We start from the raw sequence: 15511 nt of genomic DNA, 5'->3' as shown, positions 1-15511 counted from the left end.
TTGCGGTCGGTCAAAAGATTTCCTTCAGCTGCGTCGTTTTCGTCAACTTTGGAGTGTTTACAACAATGGCAAAAATCGTCGACATCAAAGGTCGTGAAGTTCTCGACTCCCGTGGCAACCCCACCGTCGAAGCCGACGTGCTTCTCGATAACGGCATCATCGGCAGCGCCTGCGCGCCGTCCGGTGCTTCCACCGGTTCGCGCGAAGCGCTGGAACTGCGTGATGGCGACAAGAGCCGTTACCTGGGCAAGGGTGTACTCAAGGCTGTAGCCAACATCAACGGTCCGATTCGTGACCTGTTGCTGGGCAAGGACCCGCTGGACCAGAAAGCCCTGGACCACGCGATGATCAAGCTCGACGGCACTGAAAACAAAGGCAGCCTCGGCGCCAACGCCATCCTCGCGGTATCCCTGGCCGCCGCCAAAGCAGCAGCCCAGGACCAGGACCTGCCGTTGTACGCACACATTGCCAACCTGAATGGCACTCCGGGCGTCTACTCGATGCCGGTGCCGATGATGAACATCATCAACGGTGGCGAGCACGCGGATAACAACGTCGACATCCAGGAGTTCATGGTGCAGCCAGTGGGCGCCAAGTCCTTCTCCGAAGGCCTGCGCATGGGCACCGAGATTTTCCATCACCTCAAGGCTGTACTGAAGGCTCGTGGCCTGAGCACTGCCGTGGGAGACGAAGGTGGTTTCGCGCCGAACCTGGCCTCCAACGAAGATGCACTGAAAGTCATCTCCGAAGCTGTGGCCAACGCTGGCTACACGCTGGGCACCGACGTGACCCTGGCTCTGGACTGCGCCGCCAGCGAATTCTATGAAGACGGCAAGTACAACCTGTCCGGCGAAGGCCAGGTGTTCGACTCCGAAGGCTTCGCTGAATACCTCAAAGGCTTGACCCAGCGCTACCCGATCATCTCGATCGAAGACGGCCTGGACGAGTCCGACTGGGATGGCTGGAAAATCCTCACCGACAAGATCGGCGAAAAAATCCAGCTGGTGGGTGACGACCTTTTCGTGACCAACACCAAGATCCTGAAAGAAGGCATCGACAAGAAGATCGCCAACTCGATCCTGATCAAGTTCAACCAGATCGGCACCCTGACCGAAACCCTGGAAGCCATCCAGATGGCCAAGGCCGCGGGCTACACCGCCGTGATCTCCCATCGCTCCGGCGAAACCGAAGATTCCACCATTGCCGACCTGGCCGTGGGTACTTCGGCGGGCCAGATCAAGACCGGTTCCCTGTGCCGTTCCGATCGCGTTTCCAAGTACAACCAATTGCTGCGCATCGAAGAGCAATTGGCAGGTAAAGCCAAGTACAACGGTCGCGGCGAGTTTCGCGGCTAAGCAGTAAATGGTAAAAAGTCGGCGGATTGCGTCGGAAATCTCACGAAAATGTGAATTTCGGCGCTAATCTGCTGACTGACAAGCGCAAGCCTGGGTTTTCCAGGCTTTGTGCTATCAGTTGCTGCAAAAGGTTTGCATGACTGTCTTTATTCAATGGATACCCGGATTTCGATGCGCAGTCCCAATTGGTTGTTCCTCGTCTTGCTCTTGTTGCTGGCTGGCCTGCAGTACCGCCTATGGGTCGGTAATGGCAGCTTTGCGCAGGTGGAAGAGTTGACCCAGCAAATTGCCGACCAGCGTGCCGAAAACGAACGCCTGCTGGAGCGCAACCGTGTCCTCGACGCTGAAGTGCTTGAGCTGAAAAAAGGCACGGAGACCGTTGAAGAGCGGGCTCGTCATGAGTTGGGCATGGTCAAGGAGGGCGAGACCCTCTACCAGTTGGCCCAATGAGCCACGATTTACCGGCCTTCTGGGCCGTGATTCCTGCCGCGGGCGTCGGTGCCCGTATGGCTGCGGACCGTCCCAAGCAGTACCTGCAATTGGGCGGGCGCACTATTCTCGAACACAGCCTCGGCTGTTTTCTCGACCATCCATGCCTCAAGGGCCTGGTGGTCAGTCTTGCAATTGACGATCCTTATTGGCCCACCTTGGCATGCGCCAATGACCCGCGTATCCAGCGTGCCGACGGGGGCTCGGAACGTTCCGGCTCGGTACTCAATGCGCTGCTGCAACTCAACGCCCTGGGCGCAAGTGATGACGAGTGGGTGTTGGTGCATGACGCTGCGCGGCCTAACCTGAGCCGTGATGACCTCGACAAATTGTTGGCGGAACTGGCTGACGATCCGGTAGGCGGCCTGCTGGCGGTACCGGCACGCGACACCCTCAAGCGTGTCGACAAGCATGGCCGTGTGGTGGACACCATTGATCGCCGCCTGATCTGGCAGGCTTACACGCCGCAGATGTTCCGCCTGGGCGCCTTGCATCGCGCCTTGGCCGACAGCCTGGTGGCCGATGCGGTGATCACCGATGAAGCGTCGGCCATGGAATGGTCTGGGCAGGCACCGCGCCTGATCGAAGGGCGTTCGGACAATATCAAGGTGACTCGGCCGGAAGACCTGGAGTGGTTGAAGTTGCGCTGGGCTAACCGGCGGTAACCCGTCAGACCGAGTCTGCTGCATCGCAGGCAAGCCAGCTCCCACATTTGATCGCTGCCACATCAAACAACACGTCCAACTGTGGGAGCCGGGCTTGCCCGCGATGAGGCCGATGCAGACCCCCTCAGTTCAATGCTTGTACTCCGGCCTCTGCGCCAATCCCACCTTCAAGAAATCCACCAGCTTCCTCACCTTCGGCGACAAATGCCGCTGCTGCGGATACAGCGCCCACACGGCGGTATTCGGCGGTTGATGAGCCTGCAGCAGCGACACCAACGCCCCGCTGTGCAGATGCTCCAGCACGTAGTAATCCGGCAACTGGCACAAGCCCATGCCTTGCAACGCCGCATCCAGCACCGCTTGCCCACTGTTGCAGCGCCAATTGCCTTGCACGCGCTGGGAAAATTCCCGCCCATCCTGGGCCATTTGCCAGATATCCGAGCTGCCAATCAGACAGTTATGCCGGCTCAACTCCGACAAGCTGTGTGGTCGACCGTACCGTTCGAGGTAGGAGGGGGAGGCGCACAGGTACATGCGCCGAGGCGCCAGGCGGCTGGCGACCATGCGCGAGTCTTGCAGGCGTCCCAGGCGGATGGCCAGGTCGAGGCCTTCATGGACCAGGTCCAGCGAGCGGTTGGTCAACTCGATGTCCACGCGCAGTTGCGGATAGTGCGCCATGAACCGCGTCACCAGCGGCACGATAAAACGTTCGCCATAGGCCACGGCGCAGGTCATGCGCAACATGCCCTTGGGTTCGCTGGTCAGGTCGCCCACCGCCCGCAACGCTTCCTCGCGACCGTCCTGTAGGCGTTGGCAGTGCTGCAGGAAGGTCTGACCGGCTTCGGTCAAGGTCACCTTGCGCGTACTGCGGTACAGCAATCGGGTTTGCAGGCGTTCTTCAAGACGCGCCACTTGCCGGCTGACATGGGATGAAGACACCCCTAACCGTTCGGCCGCCGCCGTGAACTGGCTGCATTCGGCCACCGCGACAAACTCGTCAATGCCTTCCCAGCGGTTCTCCAGCATGGTGATTGTCCCTGTACAGCAATAATGTTTTGCTTTGGTCCGGATTATTCATCAATGGGTGATGATTTACACTCACCGTCTCAGTTTTTAACCCGATGGAGAAACCCGGATGATCAAGTCCCGTGCCGCCGTAGCCTTCGAAGCCAAGAAGCCCCTTGAGATTGTTGAAGTGGATGTCGCCATGCCCAAGGCTGGCGAGGTGCTGCTGCGGGTAGTTGCGTCCGGCGTGTGCCACACCGACGCCTACACCTTGTCGGGCGCCGACCCGGAAGGCATTTTTCCGTCGATCCTCGGCCATGAAGGCGGTGCAGTGGTGGAAGCCATTGGCGAGGGCGTGACTTCGGTCGCTGTGGGCGATCACGTGATCCCGCTGTACACCCCGGAATGCGGCAAGTGCAAGTTCTGCCTGAGTGGCAAGACCAACCTGTGCCAGGCCATCCGCGCCACGCAGGGCAAGGGCTTGATGCCGGATGGCACCACGCGTTTCTCCTACAAGGGCCAGCCGATTTTCCACTACATGGGCACCTCGACGTTCTCCGAGTACACCGTGCTGCCGGAAATCTCCGTGGCCAAGATTCCTAAAGAAGCGCCGTTGGAAAAAGTCTGCCTGCTCGGTTGCGGTGTCACTACCGGTATCGGTGCGGTGATCAACACTGCCAAGGTCAAACCGGGCGACACCGTGGCCGTCTTCGGTCTGGGCGGCATTGGCCTGTCGGCGATTATCGGTGCAGTCAAGGCCAAGGCCGGGCGCATCATCGCCATCGATATCAACCCAGCCAAGTTCGAAATCGCCAAGCAACTGGGTGCCACCGATTGCATCAACCCGAAAGACTACGACCGCCCAATCCAGGATGTGATCGTGGATTTGACCGACGGCGGCGTGGACTTTTCCTTCGAGTGCATCGGCAACGTACAACTGATGCGTGCGGCTCTTGAGTGCTGCCACAAAGGCTGGGGCGAGTCGGTGATCATCGGTGTGGCCGGTGCTGGCCAGGAAATTGCCACTCGCCCATTCCAACTGGTCACCGGGCGCGTCTGGCGTGGGTCGGCGTTTGGTGGCGTGCGCGGTCGTACCGAATTGCCAAGCTACGTGGAAATGGCCCAGACCGGTGAAATCCCGCTGGACACCTTCATCACCCACACCATGGGCCTGGAAGATATCAACAAAGCGTTTGACCTGATGCATGAAGGCAAGAGCATTCGTACCGTCATTCACTTCTGAGGTCGGCCATGAGTCTGGAAAACCTGTCATGCCAGAAGAGCTTCGGCGGCTGGCATAAACGCTACAAGCATCATTCGGATGTGCTCGGTTGCGACATGACCTTCGCGGTCTATCTGCCGCCGCAAGCAGAGCAGGGCGGTAAATTACCGGTGCTGTATTGGCTGTCCGGTCTGACCTGCACCGATGAGAACTTCATGCAGAAAGCCGGCGCCCAGCGCATGGCCGCCGAGTTGGGCTTGATCATCGTTGCACCGGACACCAGCCCCCGTGGCCCCGGTGTGCCGGACGATCCGGACAACGCCTGGGATTTTGGCCTCGGCGCCGGCTTCTACCTCAATGCCACCCAGGAACCCTGGGCCAAGCACTATCGGATGCATGACTACGTGGTACAGGAGTTACCGGCCTTGGTGGAAGTGCATTTCCCTGCGTCGGATAAGCGCGGCATCAGCGGCCACTCCATGGGCGGTCACGGTGCGCTGGTCTGTGCGCTGCGCAACCCTGGACGTTATCTGTCGGTGTCGGCATTTTCGCCGATCAACAATCCGATGGACTGTCCGTGGGGCCAGAAGGCCTTTTCCCGTTATTTGGGGGAAGAGCGCTCGAAGTGGCGTGAATGGGATGCCTGCGTGCTGATCAGCGAAGCCTCGGAAAAGTTGCCGCTGTTAGTGGACCAGGGCGATCGCGACGATTTCCTCGCCGTTCAGCTCAAGCCCGAAGCCCTGCTGCAAGCAGCCAAGGCAGCCAACCATCCGCTGGAACTGCGCCTGCAGCCTGGCTACGACCACAGCTACTTCTTTATCGCCAGCTTCATCGAAGACCATTTGCGACATCATGGTGGTGCTTTGCTCGGTTAATCTGAGACAAAAGTAGGTAGAATCACGCCCTGAATTAAATCGGGGCGTTTTTTTATGCGTATTGGCCACGGCTACGATGTGCACCGTTTCGCTGAAGGCGATTTCATCACCCTGGGCGGCGTGCGTATTGCACACCACCATGGGTTGCTGGCTCATTCCGACGGCGACGTGGTCCTGCACGCCTTGAGCGATGCCTTGCTCGGCGCGGCTGCATTGGGCGATATCGGCAAGCACTTTCCGGACACCGATCCCACCTTCAAGGGCGCGGACAGTCGTGTGTTGCTGCGCCATGTGGTCGGCTTGATCCATGCCAAGGGCTGGAAGGTCGGCAACGTCGATAACACCATCGTCGCCCAGGCGCCGAAAATGGCCCCCCATATTGAAGCGATGCGCACAGCAATCGCCGCAGACCTGCAAATTGAATTGGATCAAGTCAACGTGAAAGCCACCACTACCGAAAAGCTCGGGTTTACCGGTCGTGAAGAGGGCATTGCGGTGCACTCCGTCGCCTTGTTGCTGCGCGCATGAACGACCTGCAACTGCTGGGCCCGCGAGCCTATGGCGAGGCCCTGGGCAGCGCGGTACTGAAGGCCACGGCCGAAGACTTCCAGGTTGATGAGGTGCTGGACATCCCGCTGACCGGCGATGGCGAGCACCTGTGGCTGTGGGTGGAAAAGCGCGGTTTGAACACTGAGGAAGCCGCACGGCGTATCGCCAAGGCTGCTGGGGTGCCATTGCGCACCGTCAGCTATGCCGGGCTCAAGGATCGTCAGGCCCTGACCCGCCAGTGGTTCAGCGTGCAGTTGCCCGGCAAGGCCGACCCGGACATGAGCGGCGCAGAAAACGACACCCTCAAGATCCTTAAAACCGCCCGTCACAAGCGCAAGTTGCAGCGTGGGGCCCATTCGGCCAATGGTTTCACCTTGCGCCTGACCCAACTGGCCGGCGACACCGCTGCCATCGACGCACGTCTGCAGTTGATTGCCCGGCACGGCATCCCCAATTATTTCGGCACCCAGCGTTTTGGCCACAACGGCGGCAATGTGGCGGATGCTCGCGAGTGGGCTGCCCGCGAGGCCCTGCCCGAGCAGCGCAACGTGCGCTCGCGCTTGCTGTCCACGGCTCGCAGTTACCTGTTCAACCAAGTGTTGGCGGCCCGCGTCGCCGACGGTTCATGGCAGCGTGCCCAAGTTGGCGATCTGCTGGCGTTTACCGACAGTCGCAGTTTTTTTCCGGCCGGGGAAGCTGAGTGCAGTGACCCGCGGCTTGCGATCCTGGACCTGCATCCCACCGGCCCGCAGTGGGGCGAAGGCGATTCGCCGGCGAAAGGTCTTACATACGAGTTGGAACAATCTGTCGCCGCTGGAGAAGCAGACCTACGTGATTGGTTGGTGAAGGCGGGAATGAGCCAGGAACGTCGCATTCTGCGACTGCCCATTGGCGGGTTGACGTGGCATTATCCCGGGCCTGACATTCTGCAATTGGAATTCGTCCTGCCGGCCGGATGCTTCGCCACTGTCTTGGTGCGCGAGCTTGTTGATCTGGTGCCGGTGGGGCAGACGGACAGCCCATGCGTATTCTGATATCAAACGATGACGGTGCCACCGCACCCGGTCTTGCCGCGCTCCATGCTGCGCTGCAGGATTACGCCGAGTGCGTGGTGGTTGCCCCCGACCAGGACAAGAGCGGCGCCAGCAGTTCGCTGACGCTCGACCGTCCGCTGCATCCGCGGGTCCTGGCCAATGGCTTTATCAGCGTTAACGGCACCCCCACCGACTGCGTGCACCTGGCGATCAACAGTCTGCTGGAGCACCAGCCAGACCTGGTGGTCTCGGGGATCAACCTGGGCGCCAACCTGGGTGATGACGTGCTGTATTCCGGCACCGTGGCGGCCGCCCTTGAAGGGCGCTTCCTGGGCCGCACCGGCTTTGCCTTTTCCTTTGCTTCGCGGCAACTGGATAACCTGGCGACGGCGGCCTACTACGCGCGCAAGTTGGTGGAGGCCCATGCTTCCCTGGACCTGCCGCCGCGTACGGTGCTCAACGTCAATATCCCCAACTTGCCCCTCGACCATATTCGCGGTATCCAACTCACGCGCCTGGGTCATCGCGCCCGTGCGGCGGCGCCCTTGAAGGTGGTCGACCCTCGCGGCAAGGAAGGGTATTGGATCGCCGCCGCCGGCGACGCCGAAGATGGCGGCGAAGGCACCGACTTTCATGCGGTGATGCAAGGCTATGTCTCCGTTACCCCTCTGCTGTTTGATCGCACCTTCAGTGATGCCTTCAGTGGCCTTGATGGCTGGCTGGAGGGACTGCGTTGATGGCTCGTGAACAAGACGACCTGTTGCGCCGTGGCATCGGGATGACCTCCCAGCGCACCCGGGAGCGGTTGATCCAGCGTCTGTATGAAGAAGGCTTGTCCAACGCGCAGGTGCTGGAAGTGATCCGGCGCACGCCGCGGCACCTGTTTGTCGATGAGGCGCTGGCGCATCGCGCCTATGAAGACACAGCGTTGCCCATCGGCCACAACCAGACCATCTCTCAGCCCTATATGGTTGCGCGTATGAGCGAGCTATTGCTGGCGGCGGGGCCGTTGGACAAGGTGCTGGAGATTGGTACCGGCTCCGGCTACCAGACGGCCGTGCTGTCGCAATTGGTAGAGCGGGTGTTTTCGGTCGAGCGCATCAAGGTGCTACAGGACCGGGCCAAAGAGCGTCTGGTGGAGCTGAACCTGCGCAACGTGGTATTCCGCTGGGGCGATGGTTGGGAGGGCTGGCCGGCGCTGGCGCCCTACAACGGTATCATCGTCACCGCCGTGGCCACCGATGTGCCGCAAGCCTTGCTGGATCAATTGGCGCCTGGCGGGCGGCTGGTCATCCCGGTGGGCTCCGGCGAAGTGCAACAGTTGATGCTTATTATCCGTGAGGACGAAGGTTTTTCCCGGCATGTACTCGGTGCCGTGCGGTTCGTACCCTTGCTCAACGGCCCGCTGGCCTGATCATTTATTCGCAGGCAGTGAATTCTGCAAGCGCGGATGTGTCTTACGGCGGGGTCCATTGAATCACCATGCCTGGCAGCCACGATTAAACATGATGAATTTTTCCTTTCAGTCAGGTGCCAGTAAAAAGCCAATGCCCAGTTATACTTGCGTCATATTTCAAGCCTGATACAGGCGTTAACGTTCAGCCACCACAAAGGGAGCGGCGGGTGAGTCTCACAGGTCCTGCGCAGCGAATGAGTAAAACAAGCTTTCAGCGACTGGTGCTTGGCCTTGTCTTGAGTTCCTTATTGGCAGCCTGCTCGAGCACGCCATCCGGCGGTGCGCGGGTCGTTGACCGTACCAACGCAACCCCCCAGAGACCTACGGTCACCACCGGCCAATACGTGGTGCGCAAAGGCGACACACTGTTCTCGATTGCCTTCCGTTATGGCTGGGACTACAAGGCGCTGGCCGCCCGTAACAACATTCCTGTGCCGTATACGATCCATCCCGGGCAGACCATTCGTTTCGATGGTCGCTCAGGTTCTGCACCTACGGCAGTTGTGACAAAGTCGGGTTCTTCGCCATCGTCCTCGAGCAAGACCACCATCATCACTCGGCCTGCAGGCAGCGCCACGCCGACGGTTACGAGCAAGCCGGCACCCGCGCCGTTGCCACCTGCCGGGCCTGCGCCGACCGGATGGGGATGGCCTTCAAACGGAGTGTTGATTGGAAAATTCTCTTCAAACGGTAGTTTGAATAAAGGCATTGATATCGCCGGGGATTTGGGACAGCCTGTTTTAGCTGCGTCTGATGGGACGGTGGTGTACGCCGGGAGTGGTTTGCGGGGCTACGGCGAGCTGGTCATCATCAAACACAGCGATACCTACGTCAGTGCCTACGGTCATAACCGCAGGTTGTTGGTTCGGGAGGGGCAGCAGGTCAAGGTCGGACAGACGATTGCCGAAATGGGGTCAACGGGCACAGACCGGGTGAAACTGCACTTTGAGATTCGCCGCCAAGGGAAGCCTGTAGATCCGCTGCAATTCCTGCCCCGTCGTTGATGTGTTGCACAGCCTGTTCCCTCACGTAGAAGGAACAGGCTCCAGCGTTGCCAAGGATAGAGGCGTCGCTTGAGCTTGAGGTCGAACTCACCAAAGGACTATAACAATGGCTCTCAGTAAAGAAGTGCCGGAGTTTGACATCGACGATGAGGTTCTCCTTATGGAGACCGGCATCGATTTGGAAACGATGTCAGATAATGAAGGGGTATCACCACCTTCAGTTCGCACCAAATCCAAAAATGCTGCCGCGTTGAAGCAGCACAAATACGTTGATTACACGCGGGCGCTCGATGCGACCCAGCTGTACCTCAATGAAATCGGCTTTTCCCCTCTGTTGACCCCCGAAGAAGAAGTCCATTTTGCGCGTCTGTCGCAGAAGGGCGATCCGGCTGGGCGTAAGCGCATGATTGAAAGCAACCTGCGCCTGGTGGTGAAGATCGCCCGACGCTACGTCAATCGTGGGCTTTCCCTGTTGGACCTGATCGAGGAGGGTAACCTGGGCTTGATCCGGGCTGTGGAGAAGTTCGACCCTGAGCGGGGCTTCCGTTTCTCCACCTATGCCACCTGGTGGATTCGCCAGACCATCGAACGGGCGATCATGAATCAGACCCGCACGATCCGGTTGCCGATCCATGTGGTCAAGGAGCTCAACGTCTACCTGCGGGCGGCGCGTGAGCTGACGCAAAAACTCGATCATGAACCTTCGCCTGAAGAGATCGCCAACCTCCTGGAAAAACCGGTAGGGGAGGTCAAGCGCATGCTGGGCCTTAACGAGCGTGTCTCTTCGGTCGATGTCTCGCTGGGTCCGGATTCGGATAAGACCCTGCTGGACACCCTGACCGATGATCGTCCGACAGACCCTTGCGAGCTGCTGCAAGACGATGATCTTTCCCAAAGTATTGACCAGTGGCTCTCAGAGCTCACGGACAAGCAGCGTGAAGTGGTGATTCGCCGCTTCGGCCTGCGCGGCCATGAGAGCAGCACCCTGGAGGATGTAGGCCTGGAGATCGGCCTGACCCGTGAGCGGGTGCGGCAGATCCAGGTAGAGGGCCTCAAGCGCTTGCGCGAGATCCTGGAGAAGAATGGCTTGTCGAGTGAGTCGTTGTTCCAATAAACGACACAAGACAAAAATGTGGGAGCCGGCTTGTGTGGGAGCTGGCTTGCCTGCGATAGCATCAACTCGGTATAGCTAGTGCACCGAGTCGATAGCATCGAAGGCAAGCCAGCTCCCACATACAGCTGCGCTCCCACATTTTTTTGTGTCCGTCATTACATCGGTGTGCTGATCGTTCCACGCTTTGCGTGGGCATGCAGGGGTGACGCAGAGCGTCACAAAAAGCATTACCACGCGGAGCGTGGGAACGAGCAGCCAAAATTCAGGCATAAAAAAACCCCGCTTTTAAGGGCGGGGTTTTTTCGACTAAGTCAGTACAAGTTAGATAACTTGAACTTCTTCAGCTTGCATGCCTTTCTGACCGCGGGTAGCGATGAAAGAAACCTGTTGGCCTTCTTTCAGGCTTTTGAAGCCGTCGGATTGGATAGCTTTGAAGTGAACGAACAGGTCGTCACCGGATTGTGGAGTGATGAAGCCGAAGCCTTTTTCATCGTTGAACCACTTAACGGTACCAGTTTGGCGATTAGACATGGTGTATCTCCTTGGACAAAGTTAACTGCGACTCAGGAAAAGCCCTGGCCGAGACTGAGTGCAAAGAGCAGGAAAAATTCTTGGAGATGGTTGGATCGAAATTCAACATATCGTGTAGAGATTCTCAGTGACACAAGCAGCACAGTGGCGCCACCTTAACCCTTTTTCCGGAACGTGCCAATGGTATTTCCGAAGGTTTCTCTAATTTCGTGACTGGCGGTGGTATTTACAGTCATGGGCGCCTGCCGTCCGGGCCCCGGCCACGCTGGCTGCGGCTTATAGCTGGCAGTGCATTGATCAAGAAAACCGGTGCGGCCTTTGAACCCCAACGCCGGCCCCGGTAAGATGGCCCACAGATTTTTTTCGCCTCGCTATTCAGGACACCGCCATGAGCATCAAATCGGACAAGTGGATTCGCCGCATGGCGCAGGAACACGGCATGATCGAGCCGTTCGTCGAACGCCAGATTCGTGGCGAAGGCGACGAGCGCGTGATTTCGTACGGCGTTTCCAGCTATGGCTACGACGTGCGTTGCGCCGATGAATTCAAGGTGTTCACCAACATCAATTCGGCGATCGTCGATCCGAAAAACTTCGACGAAAAGAGCTTCGTCGACGTCAAGAGCGACGTGTGCATCATCCCGCCCAACTCCTTCGCCCTGGCGCGCACCGTGGAGTTCTTCCGTATTCCTCGCGACGTGCTGACCATCTGCCTGGGTAAAAGCACCTATGCCCGCTGCGGGATTATCGTCAATGTCACGCCGCTTGAGCCTGAGTGGGAAGGCCACGTCACCCTGGAATTCTCCAACACCACGACCTTGCCGGCGAAAATCTACGCCAACGAAGGCGTGGCACAGATGCTGTTCCTGCAGTCCGATGAGGCCTGTGAAGTGTCCTACAAGGACCGTGCGGGCAAGTATCAGGGCCAGCGCGGCGTCACTCTCCCACGCGCTTGATCGAAAGCGCCTACGGGTAAAGGGAATTTGTCTGCAGAAAGTGACTCTATCTAGGTGTACTGCTTCGGCGCGTGTGAAACGCGTCGGGCCATACTTGAGGAGTACCCTATGAAGATCGACCCGCGAATCAGCGCAGAACTCGCCCGGCTTGAACCCAACCAGATTGGTGTTCTGGCCTGGTCCTTGATGGCCAATCCCGCGCACGCGGGGGGCATCCCTGGTCAACCCGAACCTGATTACCCGCAGCCTACCGAGCCGGGTGAGCCGACCTTACCGGACGAGCCGCCACCCGCGCCCGTTGCCTGATACCTGAGCAGGCTTGTCTCGATTCATTGAATCGGCCAGACCTGGTGATCGCCAATCACAAAGATTCGCTGGTCTTGGGCCTGCTCCACGGCATAACCCCCTGTGAACGCGCCGAAGGCTGGCAGCAGGCTAACCTGAGTGCCGATCTGGAAGCACGGCAGGCGTAGCCGCTGGCGCCCTTTGCCGCGCAGGTGGTACACCGGATGCACATGCCCCGCCAGTACATGATGGCTGGCGTGGGCGTCTGGCTCATGTTGCAAGGCGAAAGGGCCCATCAGCAGGGGCTCGGGGATCACCTCGATGCCCAGATCCAACGGTGGGTCGCCGGCGCTTTTGTCGTGATTGCCGCGAATCAAGGTCAAGGCCAATGTGCGATTGCGCTCACGCCAGGCCCTGATTGCGTTCAGGGTGCCGCTGGCGTGAGAGCCGGGACCGTGGAGGAAATCGCCGAGAAAGATCAACTGCGCGCACGGCAGGGCCGATAACAGCTTGTCCAGGCGTTCCAGGTTGGCCGTAGTCGTGCCCTGTGGCACCGGTTGTCCCAGGCTGCGATAGGCCGAAGCCTTGCCAAAATGCGCGTCGGCAATCAGCAGGCATCGGCGTGCGGGCCAATACACGGCCTTGTCCGGCAATAGCCAGAGTTCTTCGCCTTCAACCGTCAGTGGGTAATGCATCAGCCTTGCCCTTTGTCGGCGACTTTTTCCAGGTCGTTGACCATCCGCGCTATGCGCTCCGAGAGTTTTTCCGAGCTCATGCTTTCGCGCATCCGTTCTACCAGCAGCGGAAAGGCCAGGGGCGTGGGCCGCTGGATCCTGTGCAGGTCCAGCTTCAATGTCGACAGATGATTGAGCGTCTGTTCCAGCCGGCGAATATCCAGCTCGTCCCGCAGCACTTCTTCCCCGGCCTGGGCCAGCAGCAGATTTTGTGGGTCATATTGCTTGAACACTTCAAAGAACAAACCACTGGAAGCCTGCACTTGTCGCGTACTTTTTGGCGCGCCGGGATACCCGGCAAATACCAGCCCGGCGATTCGCGCAATCTCGCGAAAGCGGCGCAGGGCCAGTTCCCCGGCATTGAGGCTGGCAATTACGTCAGCCAGCAGGCCTTGGGGGCTCAGCAACCGAGTATTCAACAATTGGGGCCACTGCACCTCGGTGGCGCTCAACAGTTCCAGGCCATAATCATTCACCGCAATCGAAAAGGTCAGCGGCTGCTGCTGGCTGACCCGCCACGCCAGCAAACTGGCTAGGCCCAGGTGTACCTGGCGGCCAGCGAATGGGTACAGAAACAGGTGCCAGCCCTCCCGCGACCGCAGGTTCTCGGCCAGCAGATGTTCGCGTGTCGGCAGGCCGGACCAGCGCAATTGGGTGTGCAGCAACGGTTGCACCGCCTTCATCTCTGGGCCGTCGAAGTGCCCATGCGCGGCGGCATCAAAACGCTCGACCACCGCCTGGGCCAGTTCGTTGGAAAGGGGCATGCGCCCGCCATTCCAGCGTGGCACGGCGGCTTTTTTCGCGTTGCTGCGGCGCACATAGGCGGTCATGTTTTCCACACGCACCAGTTCCAGCAAGCGCCCGGCGAACAGAAACCCATCCCCCGGCTTGAGCCTTGCAATAAAGCCTTCCTCGACACTGCCCAGGTTCTTGCCGCCGCCGCCCTTGCTCCAGAACTTGAGCTGGATACTGGCATCACTGACGATGGTGCCGACGCTCATGCGATGGCGGCGTGCCAAGCGGGCATCCGGAACACGCCAGATGCCGTGCTCATCGGGCTCCACCCGGCGGTAATCCGGATAAGCGGTGAGTGACAGGCCACCATGGCGCACAAACCCCAGGGCCCAGGCCCAATCCGCTTCGGTGAGGTCGCGATAGGCCCAGGCGCCGCGCACTTCGTCCAACAGTGCCGCCGGAGTAAACCCGCCGCCCAAGGCCATGCTGACCAGGTGTTGTACCAGCACATCCAGCGGCTTGTAAGGTGATTCCCGCGCTTCGATGCGCCGTTGGGCGATCGCATCCTGGGCGGCTGCGGCTTCCACCAGCTCCAGGCTGTGGGTTGGCACCAGCGTTACCCGTGAGGGCCGCCCTGGCGCGTGGCCGGAACGCCCGGCGCGTTGCATCAGCCGCGCCACACCCTTGGCGGAGCCTATTTGCAGCACCCGTTCCACCGGCAGGAAGTCCACGCCCAGGTCCAGGCTGGACGTGCACACCACCGCCTTGAGTTGCCCGTCTTTCAACGCTCGCTCCACCCAGTCCCGGGTCTCCCGCGATAGCGAGCCGTGGTACAGTGCAATTAATCCGGCCCAGTCCGGTCGGGCGTCGAGAATCGCCTGGTACCAGATCTCCGACTGCGCCCGTGTATTGGTAAACACCAGGCAACTGCTGCTGGCCTCCACCTCAGCGACCACCTGCGGCAACATCTTCAAACCAATGTGCCCCGCCCAAGGGAAACGCTCGGTGACAGCCGGCAACAAGGTGTCGACCTTCAGCGCCTTCGCCGTTTGCCCCCGCACATTGACCCCGCCACCCTGTGGGACCAGAACCTCCAACGCGTGGGCCTGATTACCCAGCGTTGCGGAAATACCCCACACCATCAACTCAGGATGCCAGCGCCGCAAGCGTGCCAGTGCCAGTTGCAACTGCACGCCGCGCTTATTGCCGATCAGTTCGTGCCATTCATCCACGATGACCATGCGCAGGTGCGCCAGGCTGGTTTCACTGTCGGCACGGGCCAGCATCAGGGTCAGGCTTTCCGGAGTGGTGACCAGGGCGGTGGGTTGGCGACGGGTCTGGCGCGCGCGTTCGCTGCTGCTGGTGTCACCGGTGCGCAGGCCCACGCTCCAGGGAATCTGCAACGCCTCCAGTGGGGCTTGCAGGGCGCGTGCGGAGTCGGCGGCCAAGGCGCGCATTGGCGTGATCCACAGCACGGTCAGCGGCTCGGCAGGTGGTTTGCGT

At 59.8% G+C, this 15511-nt stretch carries 17 protein-coding genes; 13 read left to right on the top strand and 4 right to left on the bottom strand.

Annotated features, from left to right (window positions below):
• The first annotated feature begins 65 nt into the window (after positions 1 to 65).
• The 3 genes from eno (at position 66) to ispD (ending at position 2509) form a co-directional block, all read left to right on the top strand.
• Complete coding sequence (eno, locus tag GIV26_RS15225; RefSeq protein ID WP_054897992.1) at positions 66 to 1355, top strand: phosphopyruvate hydratase; 1290 nt, start codon at positions 66 to 68, stop codon at positions 1353 to 1355.
• A 171-nt stretch (positions 1356 to 1526) separates the two neighbouring features.
• On the top strand, positions 1527 to 1805 hold the full coding sequence (gene ftsB, locus GIV26_RS15220) for a cell division protein FtsB (RefSeq protein ID WP_003189195.1): 279 nt from the start codon (positions 1527 to 1529) through the stop codon (positions 1803 to 1805).
• A complete protein-coding gene (gene ispD, locus GIV26_RS15215; RefSeq protein WP_236281385.1) occupies positions 1802 to 2509 on the top strand; it encodes a 2-C-methyl-D-erythritol 4-phosphate cytidylyltransferase in 708 nt (235 codons plus the stop codon). The genes ftsB and ispD overlap by 4 nt, the downstream gene beginning before the upstream one ends.
• 129 nt (positions 2510 to 2638) lie before the next feature.
• On the opposite strand, the gene GIV26_RS15210 is transcribed toward ispD, so the two are convergent.
• Positions 2639 to 3535 carry a LysR substrate-binding domain-containing protein gene (locus GIV26_RS15210; protein WP_034126841.1) on the bottom strand — a complete coding sequence of 299 codons (897 nt, stop codon included), beginning with the start codon at positions 3533 to 3535 and terminating at the stop codon, positions 2639 to 2641.
• A gap of 109 nt (positions 3536 to 3644) precedes the next feature.
• Here GIV26_RS15210 and GIV26_RS15205 point away from each other — a divergent pair, with 109 nt between their 5' ends.
• The 8 genes from GIV26_RS15205 (at position 3645) to rpoS (ending at position 10768) form a co-directional block, all read left to right on the top strand.
• Positions 3645 to 4757, top strand: a complete 1113-nt coding sequence (locus GIV26_RS15205; RefSeq protein ID WP_003189203.1) for an S-(hydroxymethyl)glutathione dehydrogenase/class III alcohol dehydrogenase — start codon at positions 3645 to 3647, stop codon at positions 4755 to 4757.
• An 8-nt stretch (positions 4758 to 4765) separates the two neighbouring features.
• The gene (gene fghA / locus GIV26_RS15200) at positions 4766 to 5611 is read left to right on the top strand and encodes an S-formylglutathione hydrolase (protein WP_197882196.1); all 846 of its coding nucleotides are present in this window, start codon (positions 4766 to 4768) and stop codon (positions 5609 to 5611) included.
• A 54-nt stretch (positions 5612 to 5665) separates the two neighbouring features.
• Positions 5666 to 6139: a 2-C-methyl-D-erythritol 2,4-cyclodiphosphate synthase gene (gene ispF / locus GIV26_RS15195; protein WP_003189207.1), complete on the top strand. Its 474-nt coding sequence runs from the start codon at positions 5666 to 5668 to the stop codon at positions 6137 to 6139.
• The gene (gene truD / locus GIV26_RS15190; RefSeq protein WP_073845259.1) at positions 6136 to 7194 is read left to right on the top strand and encodes a tRNA pseudouridine(13) synthase TruD; all 1059 of its coding nucleotides are present in this window, start codon (positions 6136 to 6138) and stop codon (positions 7192 to 7194) included. Before ispF ends, truD begins: the two co-directional genes overlap by 4 nt.
• Positions 7182 to 7931 (top strand): 5'/3'-nucleotidase SurE, encoded by a 750-nt coding sequence (gene surE / locus GIV26_RS15185; RefSeq protein ID WP_003189210.1) that lies wholly within the window; start codon positions 7182 to 7184, stop codon positions 7929 to 7931. The genes truD and surE overlap by 13 nt, the downstream gene beginning before the upstream one ends.
• A 41-nt stretch (positions 7932 to 7972) precedes the next feature.
• Positions 7973 to 8608 (top strand): protein-L-isoaspartate(D-aspartate) O-methyltransferase, encoded by a 636-nt coding sequence (locus GIV26_RS15180; RefSeq protein ID WP_169850588.1) that lies wholly within the window; start codon positions 7973 to 7975, stop codon positions 8606 to 8608.
• Between the two features lie 209 nt (positions 8609 to 8817).
• Complete coding sequence (locus GIV26_RS15175) at positions 8818 to 9654, top strand: peptidoglycan DD-metalloendopeptidase family protein (RefSeq protein ID WP_236281382.1); 837 nt, start codon at positions 8818 to 8820, stop codon at positions 9652 to 9654.
• A 106-nt stretch (positions 9655 to 9760) separates the two neighbouring features.
• Positions 9761 to 10768 (top strand): RNA polymerase sigma factor RpoS, encoded by a 1008-nt coding sequence (gene rpoS, locus GIV26_RS15170; protein WP_034126846.1) that lies wholly within the window; start codon positions 9761 to 9763, stop codon positions 10766 to 10768.
• A gap of 321 nt (positions 10769 to 11089) precedes the next feature.
• Here the strand turns inward: rpoS and GIV26_RS15165 are convergent, their stop codons facing one another.
• Positions 11090 to 11299, bottom strand: coding sequence for a cold-shock protein (locus tag GIV26_RS15165; RefSeq protein WP_002554837.1), 210 nt, complete (start codon positions 11297 to 11299; stop codon positions 11090 to 11092).
• A gap of 388 nt (positions 11300 to 11687) precedes the next feature.
• Here GIV26_RS15165 and dcd point away from each other — a divergent pair, with 388 nt between their 5' ends.
• Together dcd and GIV26_RS15155 are read left to right on the top strand one after the other, a co-directional pair.
• Entirely contained in the window at positions 11688 to 12254 is a 567-nt protein-coding gene (dcd, locus tag GIV26_RS15160) for a dCTP deaminase (RefSeq protein WP_003189215.1), read from the top strand.
• A 108-nt stretch (positions 12255 to 12362) separates the two neighbouring features.
• Positions 12363 to 12560, top strand: coding sequence for a hypothetical protein (locus tag GIV26_RS15155; protein WP_005785769.1), 198 nt, complete (start codon positions 12363 to 12365; stop codon positions 12558 to 12560).
• Positions 12561 to 12583: 23 nt separating this feature from the next.
• Here the strand turns inward: GIV26_RS15155 and pdeM are convergent, their stop codons facing one another.
• Positions 12584 to 13234 (bottom strand): ligase-associated DNA damage response endonuclease PdeM, encoded by a 651-nt coding sequence (pdeM, locus tag GIV26_RS15150; RefSeq protein WP_236281379.1) that lies wholly within the window; start codon positions 13232 to 13234, stop codon positions 12584 to 12586.
• The coding region (locus GIV26_RS15145; RefSeq protein ID WP_236281376.1) for a ligase-associated DNA damage response DEXH box helicase at positions 13234 to 15511 on the bottom strand (2278 nt) is incomplete at its 5' end. The genes GIV26_RS15145 and pdeM, both read right to left, overlap by 1 nt.

The organism is Pseudomonas sp. PA-1-3F (assembly GCF_021609665.1).
Lineage (GTDB): Bacteria > Pseudomonadota > Gammaproteobacteria > Pseudomonadales > Pseudomonadaceae > Aquipseudomonas > Aquipseudomonas paracarnis.
The sequence above is the reverse complement of the archived record's forward strand: the minus strand, read 5'-3'. Positions and strand labels throughout refer to the sequence as shown.